This is a genomic window from Acidimicrobiales bacterium (genome assembly GCA_041394185.1).
Lineage (GTDB): Bacteria > Actinomycetota > Acidimicrobiia > Acidimicrobiales > Poriferisodalaceae > JAAETH01.
On record JAWKIQ010000001.1, the window covers coordinates 1,212,150 to 1,234,699 of the forward strand.

Here is a 22,550-nt window from a genome sequence, read left to right on the forward strand (position 1 = left end):
GGATCAAAGGGTACGTGCCCGACGCCACCAGCTGCGCGCGATGCGCACCGAAGCCTGGGAAGCCTTGACCGGGCCGCCGACCGCCTGGGCCGTTCGGCCGAGTCGCCCAATGGCCTGGTCGAACCCGGTGCGTTGCACGCCCAGCGCCGCCAGGGCGGCTGCGGCGTCGTCGAGGTCGGCCTGGGCACCGCGGGCCTCGTAGTCGCACAGCACTGCCGCACGGCCGATCAGCACGGCGCCGACGACCAGCACGGCGGCTGCAACGATCCACAGGGGGCTCACGTACAGAACCCTACCCGTGGCGTACACCAGTTCAGGCGTGACGGGTTATGGCCGCCAGCGCGGCGCTCAGGGCGCCGTCGTCGTGCAACATCGCATGGAAGTCGAGCAGATCGTCGTGGGTGAACGGCTCGCCTACCGGCCTTTCGTTCAGCTCGGCTGGCAGTGTCCACACGACCACCTTCACCCCCGACGCCGCCAGGAGATCGACAATGTGCTGCTCTGCTGGCTTCACGACGTTGGTAGCACAGGACGGACAAGAGAACGTGTACGTCCCTGAGTTGTCATCAGCGCACACCCGAACGACAACGTCGTCGGTTGTGAGCTCCACGTCGCCGCATGTGGGGCAGCTGGCCCTGATCTTCGCCACTTCGACTCCGACTCTTCGGTACTTGCCCTGATCCATCGGAAGCCGTGTCCCCACCGTTGAGGACATGACGAGCGTGATTGTGAATACCTCGCGCGGAACAATTTCACGCTGCTGGCTCGTCGCGTTTGCCTTCAACACGCGCGAGAATTGCCGATATGGCGCCCCGACTCCCCTCTCTTCGCACGCCACCCATCGGGTTTGCACATCGCGGAGCCAAGGCACACGCGCCCGAGAACACCATCGAGGCTTTCAAGACGGCCCTCGAGATGGGCGCCTCTGGTCTGGAGAGCGACGTCTGGCTCACCGTCGACGGCCACGCCGTGCTGGACCACGACGGCGAGTTCCGCCACGGTGTCTTTGGTGTGCTCAAGCGGCCAATCGCCGAGATGCACCGGGCCGAGCTGCCAGAGCACGTGCCCTCGCTCGCCGACCTTTACACCGAGTGCGGTACCGACTTCGAGCTGTCGCTCGACATCAAGGATCCGCGCGCCGTCGAGGAAGTGGTGCATGTTGCCCGTCGTGCTGGTGCCGAGCCCCGGCTGTGGCTGTGCCACTGGGAGTGGAAACTGGTGGCGTCGTGGCGCTCGATGACGTCGGCCAAGCTCGTCGATTCAACCCGGCTGGCGCGCATCAAGGAAGGCCCCGAACGGCGCGCGGCGCTGATAACCGAGGCCGGAATCGACGCCATCAACATGCATCGCAAGGATTGGTCTGGCGGACTCGCCGCCCTGTTCCACCGCTTCGACCGGTACGCGCTGGGCTGGGATGCCCAACACGAACGCGAGATCGACGAATTGGTCCGCATCGGTGTCGACGGCATATTCAGCGACCACGTCGACCGCCTGATGGGTTCCATCAACGCCCACTGACGCCACACCTCAGGCCGCTTGGTTTGGCGGTTTGCCGGCGCGTTCTTGTTGTCGTGGTGGTGGTTTGGTCCATTCGCTGATGACGGTGCCGTGGCTGTCTTGGAGTTGCCAGTGGTCTGGCGTGTCGCCCATGACCAGGCGGTTGCCGGTTTGGTGCAACCGGTCGTGGTGTTGTGGGCATAACAGCGCCAGGTTGTCGAGGTCGGTCGATCCGCCGTGTTCGCGATGGTGCAGGTGGTGGGCCTCACATCGCGAGGCTTCGGTGTTGCAGTCGTATGCCAGGTCCAACTGTCGCCTGTCCGCCTGCTGAAACCAAACATTGATCTGAGCCCGACACAGCATCGAACGTGCGATCGATGCCGGTATCGGTGCGCCGTCGATCGTGTAGGCCGATCCGTCGGGTTTGTCGAGTTGGTCGATGTCCACGATCAGGTTCACACTGCCCCTGGCATCTGAGGCGGTGGTGGCTGGTACGAGGCCGTCTGTGAGCATGCTGGCGATCACGTCAGCACCACGCTGCTGATGGCTGCGCCGCTTTCTGGGGTCTGTGATAGTTCGCATGTCGTGATGAAACGCAGCACGCTCACGTCGGTCGTACTCGGCTTTCAACGCCGCACCAGTGACCGGGTCCAATGCTGCGTTGAACCAGATCATGTCGTCACCGTCGATCCCACACGACCCACGCCGGCGCCTCCGCTGACGCGCCAGCCGCTCGTCAGGGTCCTCGCGGGTCTGCTCGCGTTCGGCCTCACGAACCGCCGCCCTGGTCTCATCAGCCGACTGGCACATCGCGTCAGCCAACAAGCCGGCCTTGACGTCATCGGGCAGGTCCGTGCTGGTCAAGTAGTCGGCGTGCTCCGAATTGATGTCACCTGCTTCCAACGCCTCGGCAACATCGGGATTGGTCGCCAGACGCCGTGACCTGGCCTCGGCCTCACGCTGGGCCTTACGCGACGGAGCAGGCGGCCCAGGGTCCGGCTTGGAACCACCCTCCGACTCCTTGCCCTTGCGGTTCGCGGCCCTCTGACGGGCCTTGGTCAGGGCGCTCAACAAACGGGCTTCGTGGCCGTCCAAACGGGCACGCACACGACGAAGGCCGCCGAGCTCGTCTTCGAGCCCGCCGACACCCATCACCTCTAGTTCGTCGGCGCCGCTAAGCACCACCCGCACCTCTGTCAGCCGCTTGACACATACACCCCATAGGAGCATCACTCAACCCAAGCCCACTCAGCAGCGGCGCAGAAACATCAGTTGTCGCAAAGATGCGGGCACGAAGACAGGTGGCGCCACGCGGCGAGAGGGTTACAGGCTTCCGATCGACCCGGGCGGCCACACGATCAAGAAGGCCTTGCCGACGACCAAGTCCTGAGAGATCGGTCCGAAGTACCGACTGTCCTGGGAGTTGTTGCGGTTGTCGCCCATGACCCACAGATGGCCCTCGGGTACAACGGTGACCGGGAGGTTGTAAGTGAGATCACCGGGGTCGATGTACGGCTCGTCGATCGCCTCGCCGTTGACGTAAACGACCCCGTCGATGCCCTCGAGCGTGTCGCCCGGCAGGCCAATAACCCGCTTGATGAACTCGTCTGTGTCGCTGGGGGCGGCGGCCGGCGGACGATGGAACACGATCACGTCGCCTCGCGAGATGTCCCCGTACTGGTAGGCGATCTTGTTCACGAGGACCCGGTCGTTTATCTGCAGCGTCTGCTCCATCGAGCTCGACGGGATGAAAAACGCCTGGAACAGAAAAGTCTTGATTACCAGCGCGGCAATGAGTGCACCGATGATGACCGCACCCCACTCGAGCGTCTGGCGCAACGCAGACCGGCCCTCTTCGAGCTCGGGAGTGTCCTCGAAGATGTCATCCTCGTGGCCATTCCACTCTGCCGAGACATCGAAGTACGACGGAGCCGAGGCTGATTCGGCGTTGTCGGCGTCGGTGGAGGTCACTGAGCGCCGAGCCTACAGGAGCCGCAAGGTGCTGGAGAGGTCGGTCGTCAGCCAATTCACCCGTTGTAGGTCGACCCTGAAACCTTCGAGGAAAGCCCCGCAGCCCACCGCGCCGCAGCACCTATTGCCGACAGTGCCCCTCGGTCGTCGGCGAGCGCGCGTCCCATGGTCGAGACCTCGAGGCCGAATGCACTACAAGCTGCGGCTACGTCGACGGGGTCGGATATCACCGGTGAGCTACCGGCGCCTGCGCTCGCAACGACCGCTTCGACCGCCGCAGCGAAGTCGGCATCTGGCACAGGCACCTCGTGATCGCGGGCCATCAACTCAAGAAGGGTCGCGCTGTGGTGCGAAAGGCCACGGTGCCGGTCGCGCAGATCTGCGCTGGACCATCTGAGGGCCAGAGCGGTGCGACAGCCGACAGCACGCAACAGATCGAGGTCGCCCACCAGCGACAGGCCACTGAACGCCAGCGGGTCGGCGGTTCCGACATGGCCGGGGCCAGGACCCAGCACCACCACATTTGCCCCTGCATGCACGCAGCCGGCAACAGCAGATGGGGTTGTGACCGCCTCGACCGCACCGCCGAATGCCTGGCCGACCGAAGCCGTGACGCTAACCGTGCCCGCTTCGACAGAAGCTGCCAGCAGATCGGATAGGGCCAGCGGCAGCGCCCCGGCTTCGTTCATGACGAACGCAACCCGCGCTGTCGGCTGGGCGGCACAGATCGCTGCGCACAACGCCATGGCATGGCTGTGCAGCACACACCCCACAACCGGAACACCGTGCACCAGCGACCTGGTGTCGTGAGGCCCATCCGCCGCCCCGGGACCATCGTCGGTGTCCCACGTGCCCGCATCGTGTTGGACCGACGTGTACCGGACCGACATGACATGGCCGGGGCCGGGAAGACTCAGCGAGTCGCGAGACAGGTTCCAGTGCACGACATCGCTGCCGCCGGTGCCCAACCCCCTGTCGAGCGCCGTGGTGTTCACCACGACCCGATCTGCCAAAGCCAACTCGCCGACGATCTGGGTGAGTGCGTAGGCAGGCCTGCCGTCGACCATCACCCTTTGCATCCCCGGACGCAACGAGATCAGTTCGGTCACCACGCCGGTTCGGAAGCTGGCCATGTCACAAGCTCTCGATGAGCTTCTCCACCCGCTCGTCGTAAGCCTTGAACGGGTCCTTGCACAACACGGTTCTCTGGGCCTGATCGTTCACCTTCAAGTGAACCCAATCGACGGTGTAGTCGCGCTTGCGCTCCTTGGCCTTTCGTATGAACTCGCCCCGCAGACGGGCGCGGGTGGTCGCGGGTGGATTCTCGACCGCGTGATAGATGTCGTCGTCGTTGCAGACCCGCTCGACCGCGCCACGGTCTTGCAGCACGTAGTACAGGCCGCGTTCCTGATTGACATCGTGGTACTGCAGGTCCAGCAATGCCACCTTGGCCGAATCGAGGTCGAGGCCGTGTTTGGCCCGATACTTCTCGATGAGGTGGTACTTGATAACCCAGTCGACCTCACGGTCGAGGGTCAACGGATCGTTCTCGATAGCGGTCATGCAGTGCTCCCACATCTCGAGAGCCTGCACCTCGTTTGGGTGCAGTTCGTGGTTGGCCGCATAACGAAGCGCCCGGTTGAGGTACTCGCTCTGGATGTCGAAGGCCGAGGCCTCTCGGCCGTTTGCCAAGCGCACCTTGCGCCGGCAGGTGATGTCGTGGCTGATCTCGCGAATGGCCCGAATGGGATTCTCGAGGGTCATGTCTCGAAGCACCACCGCCGGATCTTCGAGCATCCGCAACAGGATCGACGTGGACCCGATCTTCAAGAAGTTGGTGTACTCGGACATGTTCGAGTCGCCGACGATGACGTGCAGCCGCCGATGCTGCTCGGCGTCGGCATGGGGCTCGTCTCGAGTGTTGATGATCGGCCGGCTGCGTGTGGTGGCGCTGGATACGCCCTCCCAGATGTGCTCAGCGCGCTGGGCGATCGAGTACATGGCCCCACGTGGGGTGTGCAGCACCTTGCCGGCACCGGCGAAGATCTGGCGGGTCACGAAGAACGGGATCAACACCTCGGCGTAGTGACTGAAATCGTCGGTGCGGCTGGTCATGTAGTTCTCGTGGCAGCCATAGGAGTTGCCGGCCGAGTCGGTGTTGTTCTTGAACAGGTGGATCGTGCCGCGGATGCCCTCCTCGTTCAGGCGCTCCTCGGCGTTGACGATCAGCTGTTCGAGGATGCGCTCGCCGGCACGGTCGTGAACCACGACGTCGTAGACGGTGTCGCATTCTGGCGTCGCATACTCGGGATGGCTGCCGACGTCGAGGTACAGCCGGGCACCGTTGGCGAGAAACACGTTGGAGCTGCGACCCCACGAGACGACCCGTCGAAACAGATAGCGGGCCACCTCGTCGGGGCTCAGCCGTCGCTGCCCCCGTTGGGTACATGTGACGCCGTATTCGTTCTCGATACCGAAGATGCGCCGCTCCATCTGGGTGAGGCTACCTGGCCAGGCCCGCTGCACCGGTGCTGGGCACCCTCAGCGAGGCGATACCCAACCCGACAGCCGTCGAGTCGACAAGGGCGAAGGTGGCCTTCGAGCACCCAGCGCCGTCGGGGTAACAGATCTCGTAGGTACCCAGAACGGTCGGCTGGGCCCGTCGCGAAACCTTCAGGGTCAAGGCCTCGGGACTGCCCGACATGGTCACGCCGTTCGCCGGCTGGATGTCGACGAACCTGGCGACTATCGGCTTGTTACCGACGGTGTCGTTGGCCAGCAGGTTCACGGTGAATGCAGCCCCCGAACGCAGAGCTATCTGGTCGTCGACCGCCAGCAGGCCTGGCATCTCGACCGCGCCGCTGTCGCAGGCGTCGCCTCGCTTGTTGCCCAGCTGGTCGAGCCCCGCCGTGGCGCAAAGGCCGCGCAGATTGTCGAGGGCTGCGACCGCCACAGGCTCGCGCACGGCGACGCCATCCACCTCGGCCAGGTCGGCCGTGACGGGCGTGTCGGCAACGACCACATCGCCCGCGCCGTCAAACCCGCAAGAGCCATCACCATCGATATTGCCTCCCAGGCTCAACGGCCTGGGCCCGACAGCACAGGATTGGGGGCCGATCGGATCGGACACTATCGAGCCCGCTGCCTGCAGCAGGGAACCGACCGACAGGTTCGAACCAACCAGCGCGCCGTTGCCGGCGATCGTGCTGTGCAGCAGCCGAACGCCGCCACTGGGGCTGGTGCCTGCCCCAACGCCGCCACCCGAGCCGGCCCAGTTACCAGACACCGTCGAGTTGTCGAGCGTCACGCTCGAACCAACATCGGCGTGGACCCCGCCGCCCGAGCCGGCGTGGTGCGCTCGGTTGTCGTCGACCGTGGTGCGCTCGATCACCGCCGAGCCGTTCACCAGCACCCCGCCGCCGTTGGCTCCCGTGTGCATCGCCTGGTTCGACGAGATTCGGCTGTTGCTGACAGAGATGTGGCCCGGGCTGGACAGGAACAAGGCCCCGCCACCGGCCCACCTCGATTCGTTGTCGGTCAGCACGCTGGTGTCGATCGTTATGTGGTCGTTGTCGGAGCGGCCACCGCCTGCAAACACCGCACCACCGGCCCCACCCGCCGAGTTACCCCGCAGGATCGAACCGATCAGAACGAACGAACCCTTGTGGCTGACGGCGCCGCCGGCACCCGTACGCCCCGATCGGTTCTCGATGAAGCTGGTCGAAACCACGGCCAACACGCCCTCTGAATAGATTGCGCCACCGCCACCACCGATCTCGATAATGGGGCTCACCGGAAGGCTGACGGCCTCGTTGGCCTCGAAGGTGCTGTCGTAGACCTCGAGCGAGCCGTCGACATAGACCGCTCCGCCGCCAGCGGTAGTCGCGCTGGCCCTGTTCGAGCGAAACACCGACTCGACGATTGCAACGTCGGCACCCGCACCGGCGAAGAGGGCGCCGCCTCGGCCAAAATAGGTGTCGTTGGCCTCGAACGTCGAGCCGGACACCACGGCGAGCGGCGACCCCGAAACCGCCAGCGCTCCCCCGTCGTATACGGCGGTATTGGCGCTGAAGAACGAGTCGAACACCACCAGGGTGCCCGCCGACATCGCCGCACCGCCCAGGCCGCGCCGGCCCGAGCCGTACGCTCGTGCCTCGTTGCCGGTGAAGGTGGAACCCACGATGGTGAGCGACTCTTCGGCGAATACCGCACCTCCGCGACCTGCGGCCGCGCTGTTTGCGACGAGCTCCGAGTCGAAGACCGCCACCCTCGACGCCCGAATCGCTCCGCCGTCACCGGTGCCGTTGCCCCCGCTGAGATGTGTGTCGACGACCACCACCATGCCCCCGTTGGGCGCGTGCAGCAGGCGGTCGGGACTGCACAGCTCGGACGCTGGGCTGATCGACGCCCCGTTTCCCGAAAGCACCAAGGTTCCCAACGCGGTGTAGTCGAGATCGCCGTCGAGGTTGTGGTCTTCGCCGGTTCCGCAACCCAGCCGATAGTCGGCTCCCGGTTCGAGAACGATCTCGACCGTTCCACCCAACAGCGATGCCAGGTCGACGGCTCCGCGCAGGGTCACATCGGTGTCTTGGGACGGCCCGTCGACGGTGGACGTCACCGCAATTCGAAAGTCGGGGGTTGGAGGTGAGGGCACCACCATGTCGGGGCGTGCGTACGAGGCGATTTCGTCGGCAACGTGGGGCTCGACGGCCCCGGCTGAACCGACGGGAAACACGGCGGACGCAACAAGGGCGCACGCGGCGAAACAGGTTGAGGACAAGCGCTTGACGTTTGGGCGCACCAGACCTCCTGAGATCCGGTGCTTCCAGTCGGCTACGAAACTGAACGCGTAATCAAAAACACGCGCTGCGTTCGCGATCAGCCCAGTAGCTGCTCTACCTCAGCATCTGACAACCGCTTGAAGCTGCGCCGGTGAGTGCCACGGGCCAGCAGGGCGACCTCGAGGTCGCTCGCCGCCAACGCACGGTCTTCGCCGGCCAGAACCGATGCTGCAGCTCTGACGGCGCCGGCCGAGTCGAGACCTGCCGACCAGGCCTGCTCGAGGCGGGCCAGGATGGCCTCGCTATCACCACCGATGGCGGCAAAGTCGGTCTCGTCGACCACAGTGCCGTCGTAGAGGATGTGGAAGATGCGGTCGTCGCCGGCTTCGACCCCGACCTCGGCCACCAGGATCTCGACCTCGAGCGGCTTGGGCTCGTGGGTGAAGATCTGGCCCATGATCTGGGCGTACTGGTTGGCGAGCGATCTGGCATCGACGTCTTCGCGCGAGTACACGAACCCCTTCTGATCGGCGTGACGCACGCCGGCGATACGAAGCTGATCGAACTCGTTGTAGCGACCCACACCACCGAACGCGATGCGATCGTAGATCTCGCTGACCTTGCGCAGTGTGGCGCTGGTGTTCTCGGCCACCAATGCGATGCCGTCGGTGTAGCGCATGGCCACCAGGGCGCGACCTCGGGCGATGCCCTTGCGGGCAAAGTCTGCCTTGTCCTGGATGAGCTGTTCTGGAGAAACGTAGAAGCCGGGCATGCCCATGTCAGTCGCCGCCTTCCTGGTCGGCGCCCAGCGAGTCGACACCTCGAAGCCCGTCCGTCAACACTGCGACGCGCTCGGCGACGTGTTCTTCGGCGACCTTCGAGAAACCGTCCGAGTCGATGGTGGCCACGATCGGGTAAATGCCCCGTATCGGGTCTGGGCCGCCCGTTGCCGAGTCTTCGTCGGCGGCATGCCAAAGGGCGCGAAGGGCCAGATCGATGGCTGCGTCGGCGTCCATGTCGTTGCGGAACCCGAGCTTCAGCACCGTCGAGGCGTGAAGGCTGCCAGAGCCGCTGGTGGCGTAGTCGCGCTCTTCATAGCGGCCACCGGTGACGTCGAACTGGTACAGGCGCCCTATGCCCCGCCGGTCGTCGTATCCGGCGAACAGCGGCACCACGGCCAAACCCTGCATTGCGGCAGGGAGGTTGCCCCTGACCATGCCGGACAGCTGATTGGCCTTGCCCTCGAGGCTCAGCTCCTTGCCCTCGACCTTTTCGTAGTGCTCGAGCTGCACCTGGAAGATCTTGACCATCTCGATAGCCGGGCCCGCAGCACCTGCGATGGCAACGCCGCTGTGACGATCGGCCTCGAAGACCTTCTCGATGGTGCGGTGGCTTATGAGGTGGCCGGCAGTTGCCCTGCGGTCGCCGGCCATGACAACTCCACGAGCGGTGCGAACCGCGAGGACGGTGGTGGCGTGGCCTGCGTCTATCTGGCCTGGCAGTTCACGAAACACCTGTGTGCCCGTGCGTTCCAGCAACCTGACGAAGTTGGGACCCGGGTCGTCGCCTGGGGTGAAGTAGGGCATCGACATGGGGGTTATTGACCACCCTTTTGTACGTAGTTCTTCACGAACTCCTCGGCGTTGGTCTCGAGCACATCATCGATCTCGTCGAGGATGTCGTCGATGTCGGCCTTCAGTTCGTTTCCCCGCTCGGACGCCGCGGGGGCGTCCTCGGCGACGTCTTGTTGTTCGTCGCGACGTGCGGGGCGCCTGATCTGTTCGCGTTCAGCCATTGGTCTCCGCCTCGTTCTCTAGCTGTTCAGGCCCCGAGCTGGTCCAACAGCTCGGCTACCGAATCGCATGTGTCCAACAAGTTACCCACGTGTGCTTCGGTTCCGCGCAGCGGCTCGAGCATCGGTACCCGCCTCAGCGGATCGGTGCCCACATCGAACACGAGAGAGTCCCAGTTGGCTGCGACTATCTGGTCTTTGAACTTGTCGAGACAACGCCCGCGGAAATAAGCGCGGGTGCGCGTGGGCGGGTTCATCACCGCGTGCTCGACCTCGGCATCGGTGGTTATTCGCTCCATACCCAGCCGCTGGTGCAGGTTCTTGTCGGGCCGCAGGTCGTGGTATTGCAAGGCCAGCGCCGCGATACGCGGATCGTCCCAGCCACAGTCGTGGCGGTCCATGAACCCGCGCAGAAGGCGAAGCTTGGCGACCCATTCGAGCTGGCCGGCCAACGACATCGGGTCGGTTTCGAGGCCGGTGAGGATCTGCTCCCAACGCTCGAGGATGTCGAGGCCCACATCTTCGCCACCCACGACGTCGAGGCCGCGTTCTTCGGCGTACTTGCGCGCCAGGTCGAGGTACTCCCACTGCACCTCCAGGGCCGTCATACGACCACCCGTCAGCATCTCGTGGGTCTCGGTCAGGGTCAGGTCGTAGCTGACGTGTCGCATCGCCGGCACCGGATGCCTGAACTGCACATCGCGGGGCAACACGTCGTCGTCGATCATCGCCAACACAATTGCCGTGGTGCCGACCTTCAGATAGGTGGCGACCTCGGCCTGGGTGGCGTCGGCGTTTATGACGTGCAGACGGCGATAGCGGCGCGAGTTGGCATGAGGCTCGTCTCGGGTGTTGACGATCGGACGCTTCAGGGTGGTCTCTAGCCCCACCTCTTCTTCGAAGAAATCGGCGCGCTGGGTCAGCTGGAACGGCACCTCTGCGATGCCCAAGCCCGGCGCCTCGGAGCCGACCTTGCCGCTGCCGGTGAACAGCTGACGGGTGATGAAGAACGGCGTGATGTTCGACACGATGCGCCCGAACGGCGTGTTTCGATCCATCAGGTAGTTCTCGTGGGTGCCGTAGCTGTTGCCCTTGCCGTCGGAGTTGTTCTTGTGGACAATCAGTTCCTGGCCGGCGGGCAACAGGCGGGCGGCGACTGCCATCGACGCCTGCAAGATGCGCTCGGAGGCCACGTCGTACACCACCGCCTCACGCGGGTCGTAGCACTCGGGCGAAGACATCTCGGGGTGGGCGTGGTCTACGTAGTAGCGCGCCCCGTTGGTCAGCACTGCGTTGATCAGGTGGGTTTCGATCTCGGGTGCCAGGGCGTCGAACTCGTTGAACCCCCTGGCGTCGTTGGCCGGCGACTCGTCCTCGAAATCCCAGCCGATGCGGCCGTCGAGGCGGTCGTTGACGAACGCGTTGATCAGCATCGACGACGCCGACACCGGATTGCTGTCGCCGTCGGGGTTTCGATGAAGGATGCCGAACTCGGTCTCGATGCCGCAAACCTTGTGGACTGCCACAGCCGCCAGGGTACCGATAGGTTCGACATGTGGGGGTAAACGACCGCGGACCCATCCTGATCCTCGAAGACCCAGGCCCGGACGGTGTCGACCCGCGTGGGTCGCGGAGTTCGTGGGCGGTGCCCGTGCTGGCCCTCGGCCTGTTCGTGCTGGTGGCGGTGGGTGTTGTCAGCGGAGGCAACTCGGGAGGTCCGCCGACGACCACGAGCACCACCGCGCCGCGGCTCGACACCATCCAGTGGGCCTCGGCCCTGCTGGTCGACCCCTCAGGGCGCCCGATCGACCCCGATGTCGTGCTTTCGAGCGACGATCGGCTCTACGCCCTTGTCGACCAGGTGGTTTGGACCGGAGCCACAGAGCCGACCGGTGGCTCGGTCACCATGCAACCGAGCCCGGTGACCTCGGGCAACGGGCCAGGCGGCGCCCAGGTACAGGTCGAGTCGCTCACCGTGAGCGGGGCGTTCGTGGCAGCCGTCGCCCGACCCGACCCCCAGCGCGCGGCAGCATGCGGCCCCGATGCCACCCCCACGCTGTACCTATCCGACGATGCGGCACAGACCTGGACGCACGTCCAGCCGCCCTGGCCCCAGGTCGAGCTCGGCACCAACGTCGTGACCCTGTCCTCTCGGGCAACCGTCGCCGCCGGCAACGCCGGGTTGGTGTTGGGACTCGAGCTGATGCCGCAGATAAACCCGAAGTGTGTTGCAGAGCGCAGCGACATACCCCGCTACTCGGTGCGAGGGGCCTCGGCCGAGTCGGTCATCGCCCTGCTGGGCGGCGAACACGTGCATATCGACCTGGAACGACTGGGACTGTCGGCTGCCGAGCGAACCCTGTGGGCCGATGCCTACAGCGACCCGACCCCCGTTCGTTTCAGCTGGGCGCTGATCGACGGGTCCTGGAGCGAGATCGAACCCGCCGTTGGCGAGGTCGCGGGCTTCGGCTCGGCGTTCCTGGCTGTCCTCGAAGGCGCACCCGTCATGTCGAACGACGGCCTCACCTGGGCAGACGTCGACGTGCCCGCTGCGGCCGTGGGATGGGTCAGCGACCGGTGGACCGTGATGGTGGCCGACGCGGCCGGTTGGTCTGCGGTGTCGTTCGACGCCGGCGGGCAATGGCTGCCCATCGAGCGGGTGTCGCAGCATCTGACGACCGCGTTGCCCGAAGCCGCCCTGGTGCCAGCTACCGCTGAGCCCATCGGTCTGCTCGACGGCCTCGCAGCATTCTGGGTTCAAGACGAACGCGGCGCGTCGCTGGTGGTCACGGCCGGGCGCAACCTCGACCCGGCGGCACCGCTGCCATAGTTCCCCTCCTCAGCGCTAAAAACCCGAAATGGGGCCCGGCTTGTGCCGGGCCCCATTCGGTTGATTCAGGTGATCAGGCGTATCTGCGTTGGATCAGATGCAGTCGAACGCAATCTCGATCATGAGGGCGGTGTCTTCCTCGGTGAAGTCGTTGACGTCGTCGGCGTCGGCCAGGCGGTTCAGCTCGTCGCGTTCGACGCGCTCGAATAGCTGATCGGCGATGCAGGTTGCCTGTTCGTCGGATAGAGCGTCGTCACCGCTGGTGAACGTCTCGATGAGTTGATCGCGCAGTTCTTCGTCGCTGAGGTCCTCGGCCGAGCTCGAGCAACCGGCGACGGCGCCCACGGCGAGAAGGGAGGAAATGGCGATACGGCTGAAACGGGTCGAAAGCATGAGTTGGTTAGGTACAGATCCAAACGGGAGGGATCACTCCTGTTCTGAGATTCCCAACATGCGGGTGAACATGGTGACGCAGTTGTCGGCGAGGTCCTCGTTGGTCCAATCCAGCAACTCGACGAACGGCGACGGCGGCTGAACCGCGGCCAGAATTCCTGCCGACAGCATCATCAGGGCAAAACGCACCTCGTCGGCCTCTGCGCCGAGATGAGCGGCCAACCTGTCGGCGACTATCGACATGATCGCCCGGTCTGTGTCCATCCTGGCCTTGGCCAGCCGCGGGTTGCTGACCTGGGCCCGGAACATGGATAGAGCCCGGTCCGAAACCTCGCCCCTGTCGGCGATGTAGACCTCGGCGATTATTCGGAGCAGCTCCGGCGTTTCGGCCGTGTCCCACGGCAACAACTCGACCAACGCGTTGGCCGAGTCGAGGCGTTGGGTCAGCCAGCGGCTGTGGATCTCGTCCAGCAACGCGTCCTTGGAACTGAACCGCCTATAGAACGACGAGGGCGACACGTCGGCCGAAAGGCACACGTCCTCGACGGTTATCGACTCCCAGTCGCGACCATCGAGCATCGCCTCGGTCGCATCGACGATGCGCTCGAACACCGCGCGCGACCGGGCCTGCGAACCCGGGTCGACACCTACTCGCTGAATCACGGCGCCAACAATAGGTGGCGTTCAGTTCTCCAAAAGTGAACGCCCGTTCAGTCCGATGGGCGATCAGCCGAGCTGACCGTGCAGGAAACCGACCGCTTCGGGCCACACCTGGGCAGCCAACTCGGCGTCGTAGGTGCCTATGGCATCGGTTTCGTTCATGAAGGCGTGGCCCGCGTCGTGGATCGTGAGCTGCACGTCCTTGCCCATCGCCTGCAGGCGCGACTCGAGATCACGGGCGGCCTCGGGGCCGAAGAAGTCGTCTGGGTTGGCCATATGGCCCCTGACGACGGCGGTGAGGCCGCTCCAGTCGGGCTCGCCTTCCCCGGCCGGGAAGCCGTAGAACGGCACCGCTGCCTTGATCTTGTCGCCCCGCTGGGCAGCCAGGATGAACGTCAACATGCCACCCATGCAAAAGCCCATGACGCCGATTCCGTCGCCGGTGGTGGCTTCGTGCTCGGCCAGGTAGTCGACGGCGCCGCTCATGTCGCGGGCCGCACGGTCTGGCGGAAGGGTGGTCATCAGGTGGCCGGCCTTGTCCATCTCGTCGTGGCCGGCCAGCTCACCGTGGTAGAGGTCGGGAGCCAGCGCCACGAAACCCTCGGCTGCGAGGCGGTCGCATGTTCCCTTGATCTGGTCGTTCAGGCCCCACCACTCCTGCACCACGATCAGGCCAGGGCCCGTACCGCCTTCGGGCACCGCAAGGTAACCCCGTACATCGTTGCCATTGCTTGCGAAAGAAACCATCTCACCCATGTCGGCGATGTTCTCACATCGAGGTGATGGTGGCTATTCGTCGCGGTTGGCGCTGTCTGGCGAGAACGCCGGCATGCACACCGCTACGTATTCCGCGCCACCCTCGAAAGGGGTCGAGTACCTGACCCACTCCCCCGCCGACGCCACAATCGCCTGGCCAGCCTTGACGTCGGTGTGGCCGCCCTCGTGCTCGACCCGAAGCGTGCCGCGCAACACCACGGTGACCTCTTCGAACTCGGGTGTCTGGCCCGGCTCGTCCCAACCACCCGGCGCCACCATTCGGGCAACCGAAACGTGCGAAGCCGACGTGTTGACCCCGCCGACGTATTCTTCGATGAGCTTGGGCTCGACACCGGGTACGACGAAGGGCGACTTGATGTGCTGAGGCATGGCGCACGACGTTAGCGCCCGAGTCCGCCGGCGAAGCCGACCTCCTCCGATATGGAGGCAGGTTTGCCCCGGATTTCGAGGGGAAATCGCCTCCATATCGGGAAGGCGAGCCCGCGCTAGAGGTACTGACCGGTCTGAACCCGCTCGATGGCGCGGCCGCCGGTGGACTTCTGGGCGTCGTCGTTGCCGACCAGGGTGCGGATGAACACGATGCGTTCGCCCTTCTTGCCCGAGATCTTGGCCCAGTCGTCGGGGTTGGTCGTGTTGGGCAGGTCTTCGTGCTCGCGGAACTCCTGCTTGACCGAAGCGATCATGTCTTCGAGGCGGATGCCCTGGCTGCCACCGGCGATGGCCCGCTTGATGGCCAGCTTCTTCGAGCGGCGCACGATGTTTTCGATCATGGCGCCCGAGGCGAAGTCCTTGAAGTACATGACCTCTTTGTCACCGTTCTGGTAGGTGACCTCGAGGAACCGGTTGGCCTCGTCCTCGCGGTACATGTCCTCGACGGTCTGCTCGATCATCACTCGAACGGCCTTGTCACGGTCGCCACCGCCCAGGTCGATGATCTCGTTGTCGTCGATCGGCAGGTCGGCGGTGAGATAGGTGCTGAAGATGCTGTTGGCCGCAGACTCGTCGGGCCGCTGGATCTTGATCTTCACGTCGAGGCGGCCGGGGCGCAGAATCGCGGGGTCGATGAGGTCTTCGCGGTTGGACGCACCGATGACGATGACGTTCTGTAGGCCCTCGACACCGTCGATCTCGGCCAGCAGCTGGGGCACCACCGTCGACTCCATGTCGGAGCTGATGCCAGACCCGCGGGTGCGAAACAGCGACTCCATCTCGTCGAAGAACACGATGACCGGCCAACCCTCGCTGGCCTTCTCGCGGGCCCGCTGGAAGATCTGGCGGATCTGGCGCTCGGTCTCGCCGACGTATTTGTTCAGCAGCTCGGGGCCCTTGATGTTCAAGAAGAACGAGCGGCCGCTTGCATCGCCCGACGCTGCCGCGACCTTCTTGGCCAGCGAGTTGGCGACCGCCTTGGCGATGAGTGTCTTGCCACAGCCTGGAGGGCCGTACAACAAGATGCCCTTGGGTGCGGGCAGATCGAACTCCTTGTAGAGATCCTTGTGCAGGAACGGCAGCTCGACTGCGTCGGTGATCTGCTCGATCTGGTCGCTGAGGCCGCCGATGTCTTCGTAGGAGACGTCTGGCACTTCCTCGAGCACCAGCTCTTCGACCTCGGCCTTTGGCAGCTTCTCGAGCGCCAGGTTGGCCCGCGTGTCGATCAGCAGAGCGTCGCCCGACTTGATCTTGGTCTCGCGCAGCGCGGCGGCCAGCTCGACCACACGCTCTTCGTCGGCCCGTCCGATGACGATGGCCCGATGCTGGTCTTCGAGTACCTCTTTGAGGGTGGCGATCTCACCCGAAGTGTCGGGGCGGCGGGCCAGGACGATGTTGAACGACTCGTTCAGCACCACCTCGGCACCGGGAACCAGGTCGTCGATACCCAACTCGGGGTGCGAGGTGACCCGCATCTTGCGGCCGTTGGCGTTCACATCGACGGTGCCGTCTTCGTTGATGGCAATCAGCGTGCCGTAGGCCGAAGGTGGCTGGGTGAGCTTGTCGACCTCTTCGCGCAGGGCCGCGATGTGTTCGCGGGCCTCGCGCAGGGTGTAGGTGAGCTTCTCGTTCTGCGAAACCGCCTGGGCCAGCTGACCCTTGGTCTCGAGCAGCCTCTCCTCGAGGGTGCGCACCCGCTTGGGCGCATCCTGGAGGCGACTGCGCAGCAGGATCACCTCTTCTTCGAGCGCACGCAGCTGAGCCCGCTGGACAGCGTCGGCTTCGCCGTTGCTCCCCCGACTGTGATCGTCCCTGCTCGACGGCATCGGTCCTCCCATAGCCTCGACGCGGTTGCCATGCGCTCCAGTCGGCGACGATACACGCGACTTGCGCGTTGACCTCGGCGCCGAACCGCTACATTTAGACCCACGGCGGAACAGCCGACAATGCAAAGGACGCTGTTCGTCGGCGGGTGACCCTAGGGTGTCAACTCGGCACGTCCAGTGTCCGTACAATGCCGGAAGCAACACCGCAGCGCGGCGGCCAAAGGAAGGCAACACCAGAGATGAAGGTTTGGATCGACCAGGATCTGTGCACCGGCGATGGCCTGTGCGAAGAGATCGCCCCCGACGTATTCACCTTGCTCGACGACGGGCTCGCCTACGTGAAGGAAGGCGACAAGGTCTTCTCCGATCCGGGCGGCGCCGAGGGTCTTGCCTCGTTCCCCGACTCGCAGCTCGATGCGGTCATCGAGTCGGCCGAAGAGTGCCCGGGCGAGTGCATCTTCATCGAACCCGATTGATCGCGGCGGCTCACGGCCGCTAGCCAACTCTCGTACGACAGACCCCGACCGACCCGGTCGGGGTCTTCGTCGTTCAGAGGCAGTCGCTGGCAGCGCTCGGCCGCCACTGGCCGCCCGGAGCCTGTGCGGCGATGAATGCGTCTAGTTCGGCCACCGTGACGCCATAGGCGGTCTCGTCGCCGTCTGGTGCCACTGCGAACGCCACACCCACCACCGCGCCGCGTTGGTCGACCACCGGAGCGCCCGAGTCGCCGAGGCGCAGGTTCACCGCCATCACCACGACCTCGCGCAGCGTCTCGACCTCGTCATACAGATCGCGCCCCTTGGCCTTCAGCACGTCGGCGATTCGGACGGGGGCTATTCGTAGCTCGCCGCCTCCGGGATGGCCGAACGCGGCGGCCAGGGTGTCTGGCTCGACCGGCGCGGTGACCAACGGGCGGCGGTCGAGATCGTCGACCCTCACCGCGGCGAGATCGCGTTCGGGGTCGAACCCCACAACGACACCTGCGTGCCTCACGCCGACGTCGTCGATGACCGTCACCTCCGAAGCGCCGGCCACGACGTGTGCGTTGGTGATGACGATTCGGTCGGCGGCGACGAACCCAGTGCCCTGCTGGATGCGGCCGCACGCCGGCACATGCAGACGAACGACCGATTCGGCCACCAGCGCCTGGGTGCGCTGGTCGAGTGGCACCTGGGTGGGAGCCGGGCCGGGGTCGGCCAGATCGGGTGCCTCGTCGAACACCGTCGGGAACGACCTCTCGCCGACCGCGTCGCGCAGTGCCGACAGCGCGTCAGGCGGCTCGGGAAGACGCTCCTCGATGACCTCGGCCACAAACGAGCCCCGCACCTGGGCCGAGATCCAGCCCGGCACCTCGGCCAACGTCGGTACGAGCAACCAGAACACCACCAGGACGCCCACCGAACCGGCGACGGCGCCCGCGACCCGATCGGCCGATCCGACACGGCCCGAGATGTTGCCCCGCAGCCGCTCGCCCAGCTGCAAGCCAAGAACCTGGCCAAAGGCTGCCGACGCAACCAGAACCACCAGCGCGGCCAGCAGTATCCACGCATCGTCGGCGCCGTCGAGAATCGACACGACCAGCGGAATCACGGCCAACGCGACAGACACGCCCAGAAGCAAGCCGGCCCAGCCGCTGAGGCGCGCGACAAAGCCCGCCCGGTAGCCGCCGAAGCCGGCCGACAGGACGAACAAGACGACCAGCAGGTCGAGAACGGTCAATACCGCGTCCTCATGACATCAATTCTCACGCACCCAGGAAGCGGGCGTGGGTCAGGAAACCGGTGTGGGCCACCATCCTATGATCGGGACGAACGGCCAGTTTGTTTACATACCAGCCCCGATGAAGTACCTCGGTGGTCTCGATCATCGTGAACCGCGATGCGTCGAGTGCCTCGCGAAACTGGGTCACCTGCACTATCGAGGGCGTGTAGGCGCAGATGATGCCGCCTGGCACCAGACCGGCCTCGACGTGTTCGACAACGTGCCATGGCTCGGGCAGGTCCAGCACGATGCGGTCGTAAGGGCCACCGTCGATGCCCTTGTAGATCGATCTGAGTTGAACGTCGTAGCGCTCGAGAGCCTCGGTTCCGAGGAACCCGGCGACGTTCGACCTGGCGACATCGGCGAACTCGTCGCGGATCTCGTAGCCGGTGACGTGGGCGCCAGCGCGCAGCAGGGCGGTGGACAGCGCACCAGATCCGACGCCGCTCTCGAGCACGCGCGCACCTGGGAAGATGTCGGCCAGCACCAGGATCGGCCCGATGTCCTTGGGATATATGACCTGAGCGCCCCGAGGCATCTTCAGGACGTGATCGACCAGTGTGGGGCGCAACGCCAGATATTTGGCGTTGGAGTTGGTGCGCAGCTCTATGCCCTCGTGGGCCCCGATGATGGCGTCGTGGGAGATGACGCCCGCATGGCTCGAGAACTGCGCGCCCGGCTGGAGGTTTAGGAGGTAGCGGCGCTGTTTGGAGTCGACCAGCAGCACCCGCTCACCCTCGGCGAAGGGCCTGGGGCCCGCGGGTGGCGTGTCGGTCAACTTGTTGGCCGACCCTTCATGTCTTCGAGCAGGTGGGCGATGTTGAGGGTCTCGCCGGGCTCTAGCACCCGACTGAACACCACCTCTCGCTTGCGGGCACCCAGTCTGGACATCAAACGGATGCCGCCGACCACCAACCAGATGCCAAGCCACACGCCGTTGCCACCCGCACCTCTCTTGAGGCCGGTGTCGCCGAGGCGCCGGAACTGTTTTGCCGCCTGACCGGCTATGAGCTTCTTCACGTCAATGCCTCTGAGACAACGTCAAACCCGCACGATTTCGACAACCGTGGTCTTCTTTTGACCCTTCGACCGCCCGACCAGGAACACCATGATCAGCAGGGCGATCAGCGCGGCAGCGCCTGCGGCCATGCCGACCTTGGTCATGGTCTGGGCCTTTTCGTTGACCTCGCCGGTGATCTGGCGGAACTTGGCTTCGAGATCGTCGCGGGTGATCTTGTCGGAAGGTTCGACGGCCGCGTCCTGCTTCTTCTTGCTCAACTTCATGCCTCCTGAGAGTCGGAGTTGGGGTCGCGGACGATGGCACGCGCAGCCAACCCGATGATCAGTGCTCCAACCACGACCATGATGAGGTACGGGGCCCACGACCAGTTGCCATCGAGGGCCGAGCCGGTTTGTGTCTGCAGTGCTCTCAACCCGGCCAGAACCAACAGCACCAGACCTATGGTCATCATGAGAGATCCGGCAACACCGAAGCCGACGTAGCGGGCCAGGCCCTTGAGCGGCTCTACCGTCTCTTGTTTGGCATAGTCCTGGACGAGCTTGAAGAGATCCTTGGCCTCGCCCACCAGTCCGTTCTGTTCCTCATTTGCCACGGCGTCAGCATGCCACGCGCGCGGGCCCTTCAGGCGCCGAAGTCTTCGCCCGCACTGCTTTTGAGTCGGAACTCGATGATTTCGCGCGCACCGGCAATGGTGCGGAACAACAGCTCGACGCGGTCGTCCCAATCGTCGCTGACCAGCAGCTCATAGCGATCCTGCTGAGATATGGGAGCCACCTCGCCCACGCGCCACACGGCCTCGACCGGGTCGTCAGGCAGATCGATGGTGGCGGGCGCCAACTGCAGCCCGGCCTCAGACCCCAGGGCCAACGTCCGGCGCAACAGCACCTTCAGGGCCTCGACTCGCTCGACCGTCTCGGGCGACCCCTCGGCATCGAAGCGGGGCAAGCTGACCGTCTCGACAAGAGCCTGAGGGTATGGATCGTCGTCGAGCCATTCGAGAACCCTGATGCGCTGCGTTCCGACGCACAGCAGGCCCCACCGGCCGTCGGGGGTTTGTGCGGCCTGGTCGATGCGGGCCAGGCAACCCATCTAGTGGCGGATGTCTCCCCCGCCGACCTCGTGGCCCTTCGCTATCAGCACCACGCCGAACTGGGTCTGGTTCTCGATGCAGAAGGCCATGAGGTCGCGATAGCGCGGCTCGAACACGTGCAACGGCAATACTGCGCCCGGCAACAGCACCGCTCCGAGGGGAAACATCGGAGTTGGGCTGGTGTCGGTCATGGGTCAAGCCTGGCCCGAGAAACCAGTTCCTCCAACCCCGGCCCCGCAGCGATCTCGATCAGCTGTGCGGCGAGGTCTTCCTGCAGCTCGATTCCCAGGCGGCTGTTCAGCGGTATCCCGTTGAGCAACTGGGCGAAGGTGACCGTGTTGCCGTCGAGCGTCTCGACGAAGCCGGCCAGACCGTTGACGTTGTTCAACAGACCTGTCTTGGCGTGAAGGCGCCCGGCCACCTGGGTGTCGGCGAACCGGTGCCCCAGCGTGCCCGATTGGCCGGCAACCGCCAGCCCGTCACCTATCACCGAGTGGCGGCCCTCCTGGTCGAGGAGCGTCACCAAGATGGCGCAGGTCACCCTGTTGCCCCGATCCAGCCCCGACCCGTCGACCACGACCAGCTGTGATGCGTCAGCCACCCTGGCGCTGACGACCCGTTCGACCACACTCGCTCCCGCCGCTGTCGAACCAGTGCCCTCCGAAACAAACCCGATCTCCTTCAGCAGTGCCTCGGCGGTGTTGTTGTCTGACTCGCGCAACATGCCCTGAACGATCTCGGCCAGCGGAGGGCTCTGAACGGAGGCGATCTCGGCGACAGCCGCCGAGTCTGATCCGTACCTGACGGCGCCCTGGATCACCACACCCCTCTCGGCCAACAAGCGTCTGAACACCTCACCGAAGTAGACGGCAGGATTGTCGGCCTCGACCCGTTGTGGGTCCCATGCGACGAAGCCGTCGTTCACCGTCAAGGCCCCGATGGGTCCAGAGTTGTGCTGGTCGAAGTAGCGCTCGGGCCACGACTCGACGTACCTGATGGTGTCGTAGCGGTCGTCGACGACCCGCAGGTCACCCTCTATGCGGGTCACGCCGGCTTCTGCCACTGCATCGGCCAGAACCCCTATGTCGGTCAGCACCTGGGGTTGGCGGCTATAGGAGTCGGCATACTCGCGTTCGGCCATCACCGGGTCGCCACCACCGACGACAACGAGGTCGCCGGCGACCACGCCATCGGCCGACGGAGCTGCGGTCGCTTCGACCCGGGTCGTGAACGTGGTTTCGGGCCCGATCACCTCCAGCGCGGCCACCGCCGTCAGCAGCTTTTGTACCGACGCTGGGATCAAGGCGTCGGTGGTACCAACCGACACGGTGGCGATGCCGTCGATGCTGACCACCAGACATGCCGGCTCGGGATAGTCGGCCACGACCGAACCCTCGGTCGATTCGATGTTTCGTTCGCGCACCGGCACGGCGAGCCGCTCGGCGACCCGGCGCACGGTCAGCAGGTCGCCGTCTATTTCGACCTGATCGGTGTCTGCGCCTTCGGCGAGGTTCTGAACGATGTTCGTGGCGGCGGCCAGGTCGGCCTCGTTGGCCGCCTGCCTGGCCGAGATGAGGTTGGGTATCGGAGCGATCAGCAGGCCCGCGACCAACGCCGAGCCCGCCGCGTAGACAGCCCTATGCACCCAAGCCGGTTTCACACCGCCATAGGTACCATCTGGCAACCCCTGGCGCCCGCCACCGATGCCGAGCGCCACGGGTG

At 65.1% G+C, this 22,550-nt stretch carries 25 protein-coding genes and 1 pseudogene; 3 read left to right on the plus strand and 23 right to left on the minus strand.

Features of this window, described 5'->3' with window-relative positions; genetic code table 11:
* Positions 1-3: 3 nt before the first annotated feature.
* Positions 4-282, minus strand: coding sequence for a hypothetical protein (locus tag R2770_05660; GenBank protein MEZ5279938.1), 279 nt, complete (start codon positions 280-282; stop codon positions 4-6).
* 31 nt (positions 283-313) lie between these two features.
* Positions 314-514: a hypothetical protein gene (locus R2770_05665; protein ID MEZ5279939.1), complete on the minus strand. Its 201-nt coding sequence runs from the start codon at positions 512-514 to the stop codon at positions 314-316.
* 290 nt (positions 515-804) lie between these two features.
* On the opposite strand from R2770_05665, the gene R2770_05670 reads away from it, so the two are divergent.
* A complete protein-coding gene (locus R2770_05670; protein MEZ5279940.1) occupies positions 805-1,518 on the plus strand; it encodes a glycerophosphodiester phosphodiesterase in 714 nt (237 codons plus the stop codon).
* A 9-nt stretch (positions 1,519-1,527) separates the two neighbouring features.
* Here R2770_05670 and R2770_05675 read toward each other — a convergent pair whose 3' ends face one another.
* From R2770_05675 to dop, 9 genes are all read right to left on the minus strand, one after another.
* The gene (locus R2770_05675) at positions 1,528-2,727 is read right to left on the minus strand and encodes a DUF222 domain-containing protein (GenBank protein ID MEZ5279941.1); all 1,200 of its coding nucleotides are present in this window, start codon (positions 2,725-2,727) and stop codon (positions 1,528-1,530) included.
* A gap of 93 nt (positions 2,728-2,820) precedes the next feature.
* Positions 2,821-3,468 (minus strand): signal peptidase I, encoded by a 648-nt coding sequence (gene lepB / locus R2770_05680; protein MEZ5279942.1) that lies wholly within the window; start codon positions 3,466-3,468, stop codon positions 2,821-2,823.
* 56 nt (positions 3,469-3,524) lie between these two features.
* Entirely contained in the window at positions 3,525-4,601 is a 1,077-nt protein-coding gene (locus R2770_05685; GenBank protein MEZ5279943.1) for a DUF3866 family protein, read from the minus strand.
* Between the two features lies 1 nt (position 4,602).
* Complete coding sequence (gene pafA / locus R2770_05690; protein MEZ5279944.1) at positions 4,603-5,961, minus strand: Pup--protein ligase; 1,359 nt, start codon at positions 5,959-5,961, stop codon at positions 4,603-4,605.
* Between the two features lie 10 nt (positions 5,962-5,971).
* Entirely contained in the window at positions 5,972-8,269 is a 2,298-nt protein-coding gene (locus R2770_05695; protein ID MEZ5279945.1) for a right-handed parallel beta-helix repeat-containing protein, read from the minus strand.
* A 77-nt stretch (positions 8,270-8,346) separates the two neighbouring features.
* Positions 8,347-9,027 (minus strand): proteasome subunit alpha, encoded by a 681-nt coding sequence (gene prcA / locus R2770_05700; GenBank protein ID MEZ5279946.1) that lies wholly within the window; start codon positions 9,025-9,027, stop codon positions 8,347-8,349.
* Between the two features lies 1 nt (position 9,028).
* Entirely contained in the window at positions 9,029-9,841 is an 813-nt protein-coding gene (gene prcB / locus R2770_05705; protein ID MEZ5279947.1) for a proteasome subunit beta, read from the minus strand.
* Between the two features lie 5 nt (positions 9,842-9,846).
* Positions 9,847-10,044, minus strand: coding sequence for a ubiquitin-like protein Pup (locus R2770_05710; GenBank protein ID MEZ5279948.1), 198 nt, complete (start codon positions 10,042-10,044; stop codon positions 9,847-9,849).
* A 26-nt stretch (positions 10,045-10,070) separates the two neighbouring features.
* Positions 10,071-11,567, minus strand: coding sequence for a depupylase/deamidase Dop (gene dop / locus R2770_05715; protein MEZ5279949.1), 1,497 nt, complete (start codon positions 11,565-11,567; stop codon positions 10,071-10,073).
* 29 nt (positions 11,568-11,596) lie between these two features.
* Here dop and R2770_05720 point away from each other — a divergent pair, with 29 nt between their 5' ends.
* A complete protein-coding gene (locus R2770_05720; GenBank protein ID MEZ5279950.1) occupies positions 11,597-12,871 on the plus strand; it encodes a hypothetical protein in 1,275 nt (424 codons plus the stop codon).
* A gap of 93 nt (positions 12,872-12,964) precedes the next feature.
* Here R2770_05720 and R2770_05725 read toward each other — a convergent pair whose 3' ends face one another.
* The 5 genes from R2770_05725 to arc form a co-directional block, all read right to left on the minus strand.
* A complete protein-coding gene (locus R2770_05725; protein ID MEZ5279951.1) occupies positions 12,965-13,264 on the minus strand; it encodes a hypothetical protein in 300 nt (99 codons plus the stop codon).
* Positions 13,265-13,297: 33 nt separating this feature from the next.
* Positions 13,298-13,927 (minus strand): TetR/AcrR family transcriptional regulator, encoded by a 630-nt coding sequence (locus tag R2770_05730; GenBank protein ID MEZ5279952.1) that lies wholly within the window; start codon positions 13,925-13,927, stop codon positions 13,298-13,300.
* Between the two features lie 63 nt (positions 13,928-13,990).
* Positions 13,991-14,680 carry a dienelactone hydrolase family protein gene (locus R2770_05735; GenBank protein ID MEZ5279953.1) on the minus strand — a complete coding sequence of 230 codons (690 nt, stop codon included), beginning with the start codon at positions 14,678-14,680 and terminating at the stop codon, positions 13,991-13,993.
* Between the two features lie 33 nt (positions 14,681-14,713).
* Positions 14,714-15,070, minus strand: a complete 357-nt coding sequence (locus R2770_05740) for a cupin domain-containing protein (GenBank protein ID MEZ5279954.1) — start codon at positions 15,068-15,070, stop codon at positions 14,714-14,716.
* Between the two features lie 116 nt (positions 15,071-15,186).
* Positions 15,187-16,956, minus strand: a complete 1,770-nt coding sequence (arc, locus tag R2770_05745) for a proteasome ATPase (protein MEZ5279955.1) — start codon at positions 16,954-16,956, stop codon at positions 15,187-15,189.
* 239 nt (positions 16,957-17,195) lie between these two features.
* Between arc and R2770_05750 the strand changes: the two genes are divergently transcribed.
* Positions 17,196-17,432, plus strand: a complete 237-nt coding sequence (locus R2770_05750; protein ID MEZ5279956.1) for a ferredoxin — start codon at positions 17,196-17,198, stop codon at positions 17,430-17,432.
* 73 nt (positions 17,433-17,505) lie between these two features.
* Here the strand turns inward: R2770_05750 and R2770_05755 are convergent, their stop codons facing one another.
* From R2770_05755 to dacB, 7 genes and pseudogenes are all read right to left on the minus strand, one after another.
* Positions 17,506-18,675, minus strand: coding sequence for a MarP family serine protease (locus R2770_05755; protein MEZ5279957.1), 1,170 nt, complete (start codon positions 18,673-18,675; stop codon positions 17,506-17,508).
* 25 nt (positions 18,676-18,700) lie between these two features.
* Complete coding sequence (locus tag R2770_05760) at positions 18,701-19,495, minus strand: tRNA (adenine-N1)-methyltransferase (GenBank protein MEZ5279958.1); 795 nt, start codon at positions 19,493-19,495, stop codon at positions 18,701-18,703.
* Positions 19,492-19,737 (minus strand): hypothetical protein, encoded by a 246-nt coding sequence (locus tag R2770_05765; protein MEZ5279959.1) that lies wholly within the window; start codon positions 19,735-19,737, stop codon positions 19,492-19,494. The genes R2770_05760 and R2770_05765 overlap by 4 nt, the downstream gene beginning before the upstream one ends.
* A gap of 21 nt (positions 19,738-19,758) precedes the next feature.
* Complete coding sequence (locus R2770_05770) at positions 19,759-20,001, minus strand: hypothetical protein (protein MEZ5279960.1); 243 nt, start codon at positions 19,999-20,001, stop codon at positions 19,759-19,761.
* Positions 19,998-20,330, minus strand: a complete 333-nt coding sequence (locus tag R2770_05775) for a phage holin family protein (protein ID MEZ5279961.1) — start codon at positions 20,328-20,330, stop codon at positions 19,998-20,000. The genes R2770_05770 and R2770_05775 overlap by 4 nt, the downstream gene beginning before the upstream one ends.
* Positions 20,331-20,359: 29 nt before the next feature.
* A pseudogene (locus R2770_05780) lies at positions 20,360-21,019 on the minus strand (LON peptidase substrate-binding domain-containing protein).
* Positions 21,016-22,488, minus strand: a complete 1,473-nt coding sequence (gene dacB / locus R2770_05785; protein ID MEZ5279962.1) for a D-alanyl-D-alanine carboxypeptidase/D-alanyl-D-alanine-endopeptidase — start codon at positions 22,486-22,488, stop codon at positions 21,016-21,018. The pseudogene R2770_05780 and the gene dacB overlap by 4 nt, the downstream one beginning before the upstream one ends.
* Positions 22,489-22,550 lie beyond the last annotated feature (62 nt).

What these genes read in the sequence shown, in the direction of transcription:
- pafA (MEZ5279944.1), bottom strand. Translation starts at nt 5,961, where the DNA reads ATGGAGCGGCGCATCTTCGGTATCGAGAACGAATACGGCGTCACATGT.
- R2770_05685 (MEZ5279943.1), bottom strand. Translation starts at nt 4,601, where the DNA reads ATGGCCAGCTTCCGAACCGGCGTGGTGACCGAACTGATCTCGTTGCGT.
- R2770_05670 (MEZ5279940.1), top strand. Translation starts at nt 805, where the DNA reads ATGGCGCCCCGACTCCCCTCTCTTCGCACGCCACCCATCGGGTTTGCA.
- R2770_05740 (MEZ5279954.1), bottom strand. Translation starts at nt 15,070, where the DNA reads ATGCCTCAGCACATCAAGTCGCCCTTCGTCGTACCCGGTGTCGAGCCC.
- arc (MEZ5279955.1), bottom strand. Translation starts at nt 16,956, where the DNA reads ATGCCGTCGAGCAGGGACGATCACAGTCGGGGGAGCAACGGCGAAGCC.
- R2770_05770 (MEZ5279960.1), bottom strand. Translation starts at nt 20,001, where the DNA reads ATGAAGTTGAGCAAGAAGAAGCAGGACGCGGCCGTCGAACCTTCCGAC.
- R2770_05725 (MEZ5279951.1), bottom strand. Translation starts at nt 13,264, where the DNA reads ATGCTTTCGACCCGTTTCAGCCGTATCGCCATTTCCTCCCTTCTCGCC.
- R2770_05750 (MEZ5279956.1), top strand. Translation starts at nt 17,196, where the DNA reads ATGAAGGTTTGGATCGACCAGGATCTGTGCACCGGCGATGGCCTGTGC.
- prcA (MEZ5279946.1), bottom strand. Translation starts at nt 9,027, where the DNA reads ATGGGCATGCCCGGCTTCTACGTTTCTCCAGAACAGCTCATCCAGGAC.
- R2770_05675 (MEZ5279941.1), bottom strand. Translation starts at nt 2,727, where the DNA reads ATGCTCCTATGGGGTGTATGTGTCAAGCGGCTGACAGAGGTGCGGGTG.
- prcB (MEZ5279947.1), bottom strand. Translation starts at nt 9,841, where the DNA reads ATGTCGATGCCCTACTTCACCCCAGGCGACGACCCGGGTCCCAACTTC.
- R2770_05710 (MEZ5279948.1), bottom strand. Translation starts at nt 10,044, where the DNA reads ATGGCTGAACGCGAACAGATCAGGCGCCCCGCACGTCGCGACGAACAA.
- R2770_05735 (MEZ5279953.1), bottom strand. Translation starts at nt 14,680, where the DNA reads ATGGGTGAGATGGTTTCTTTCGCAAGCAATGGCAACGATGTACGGGGT.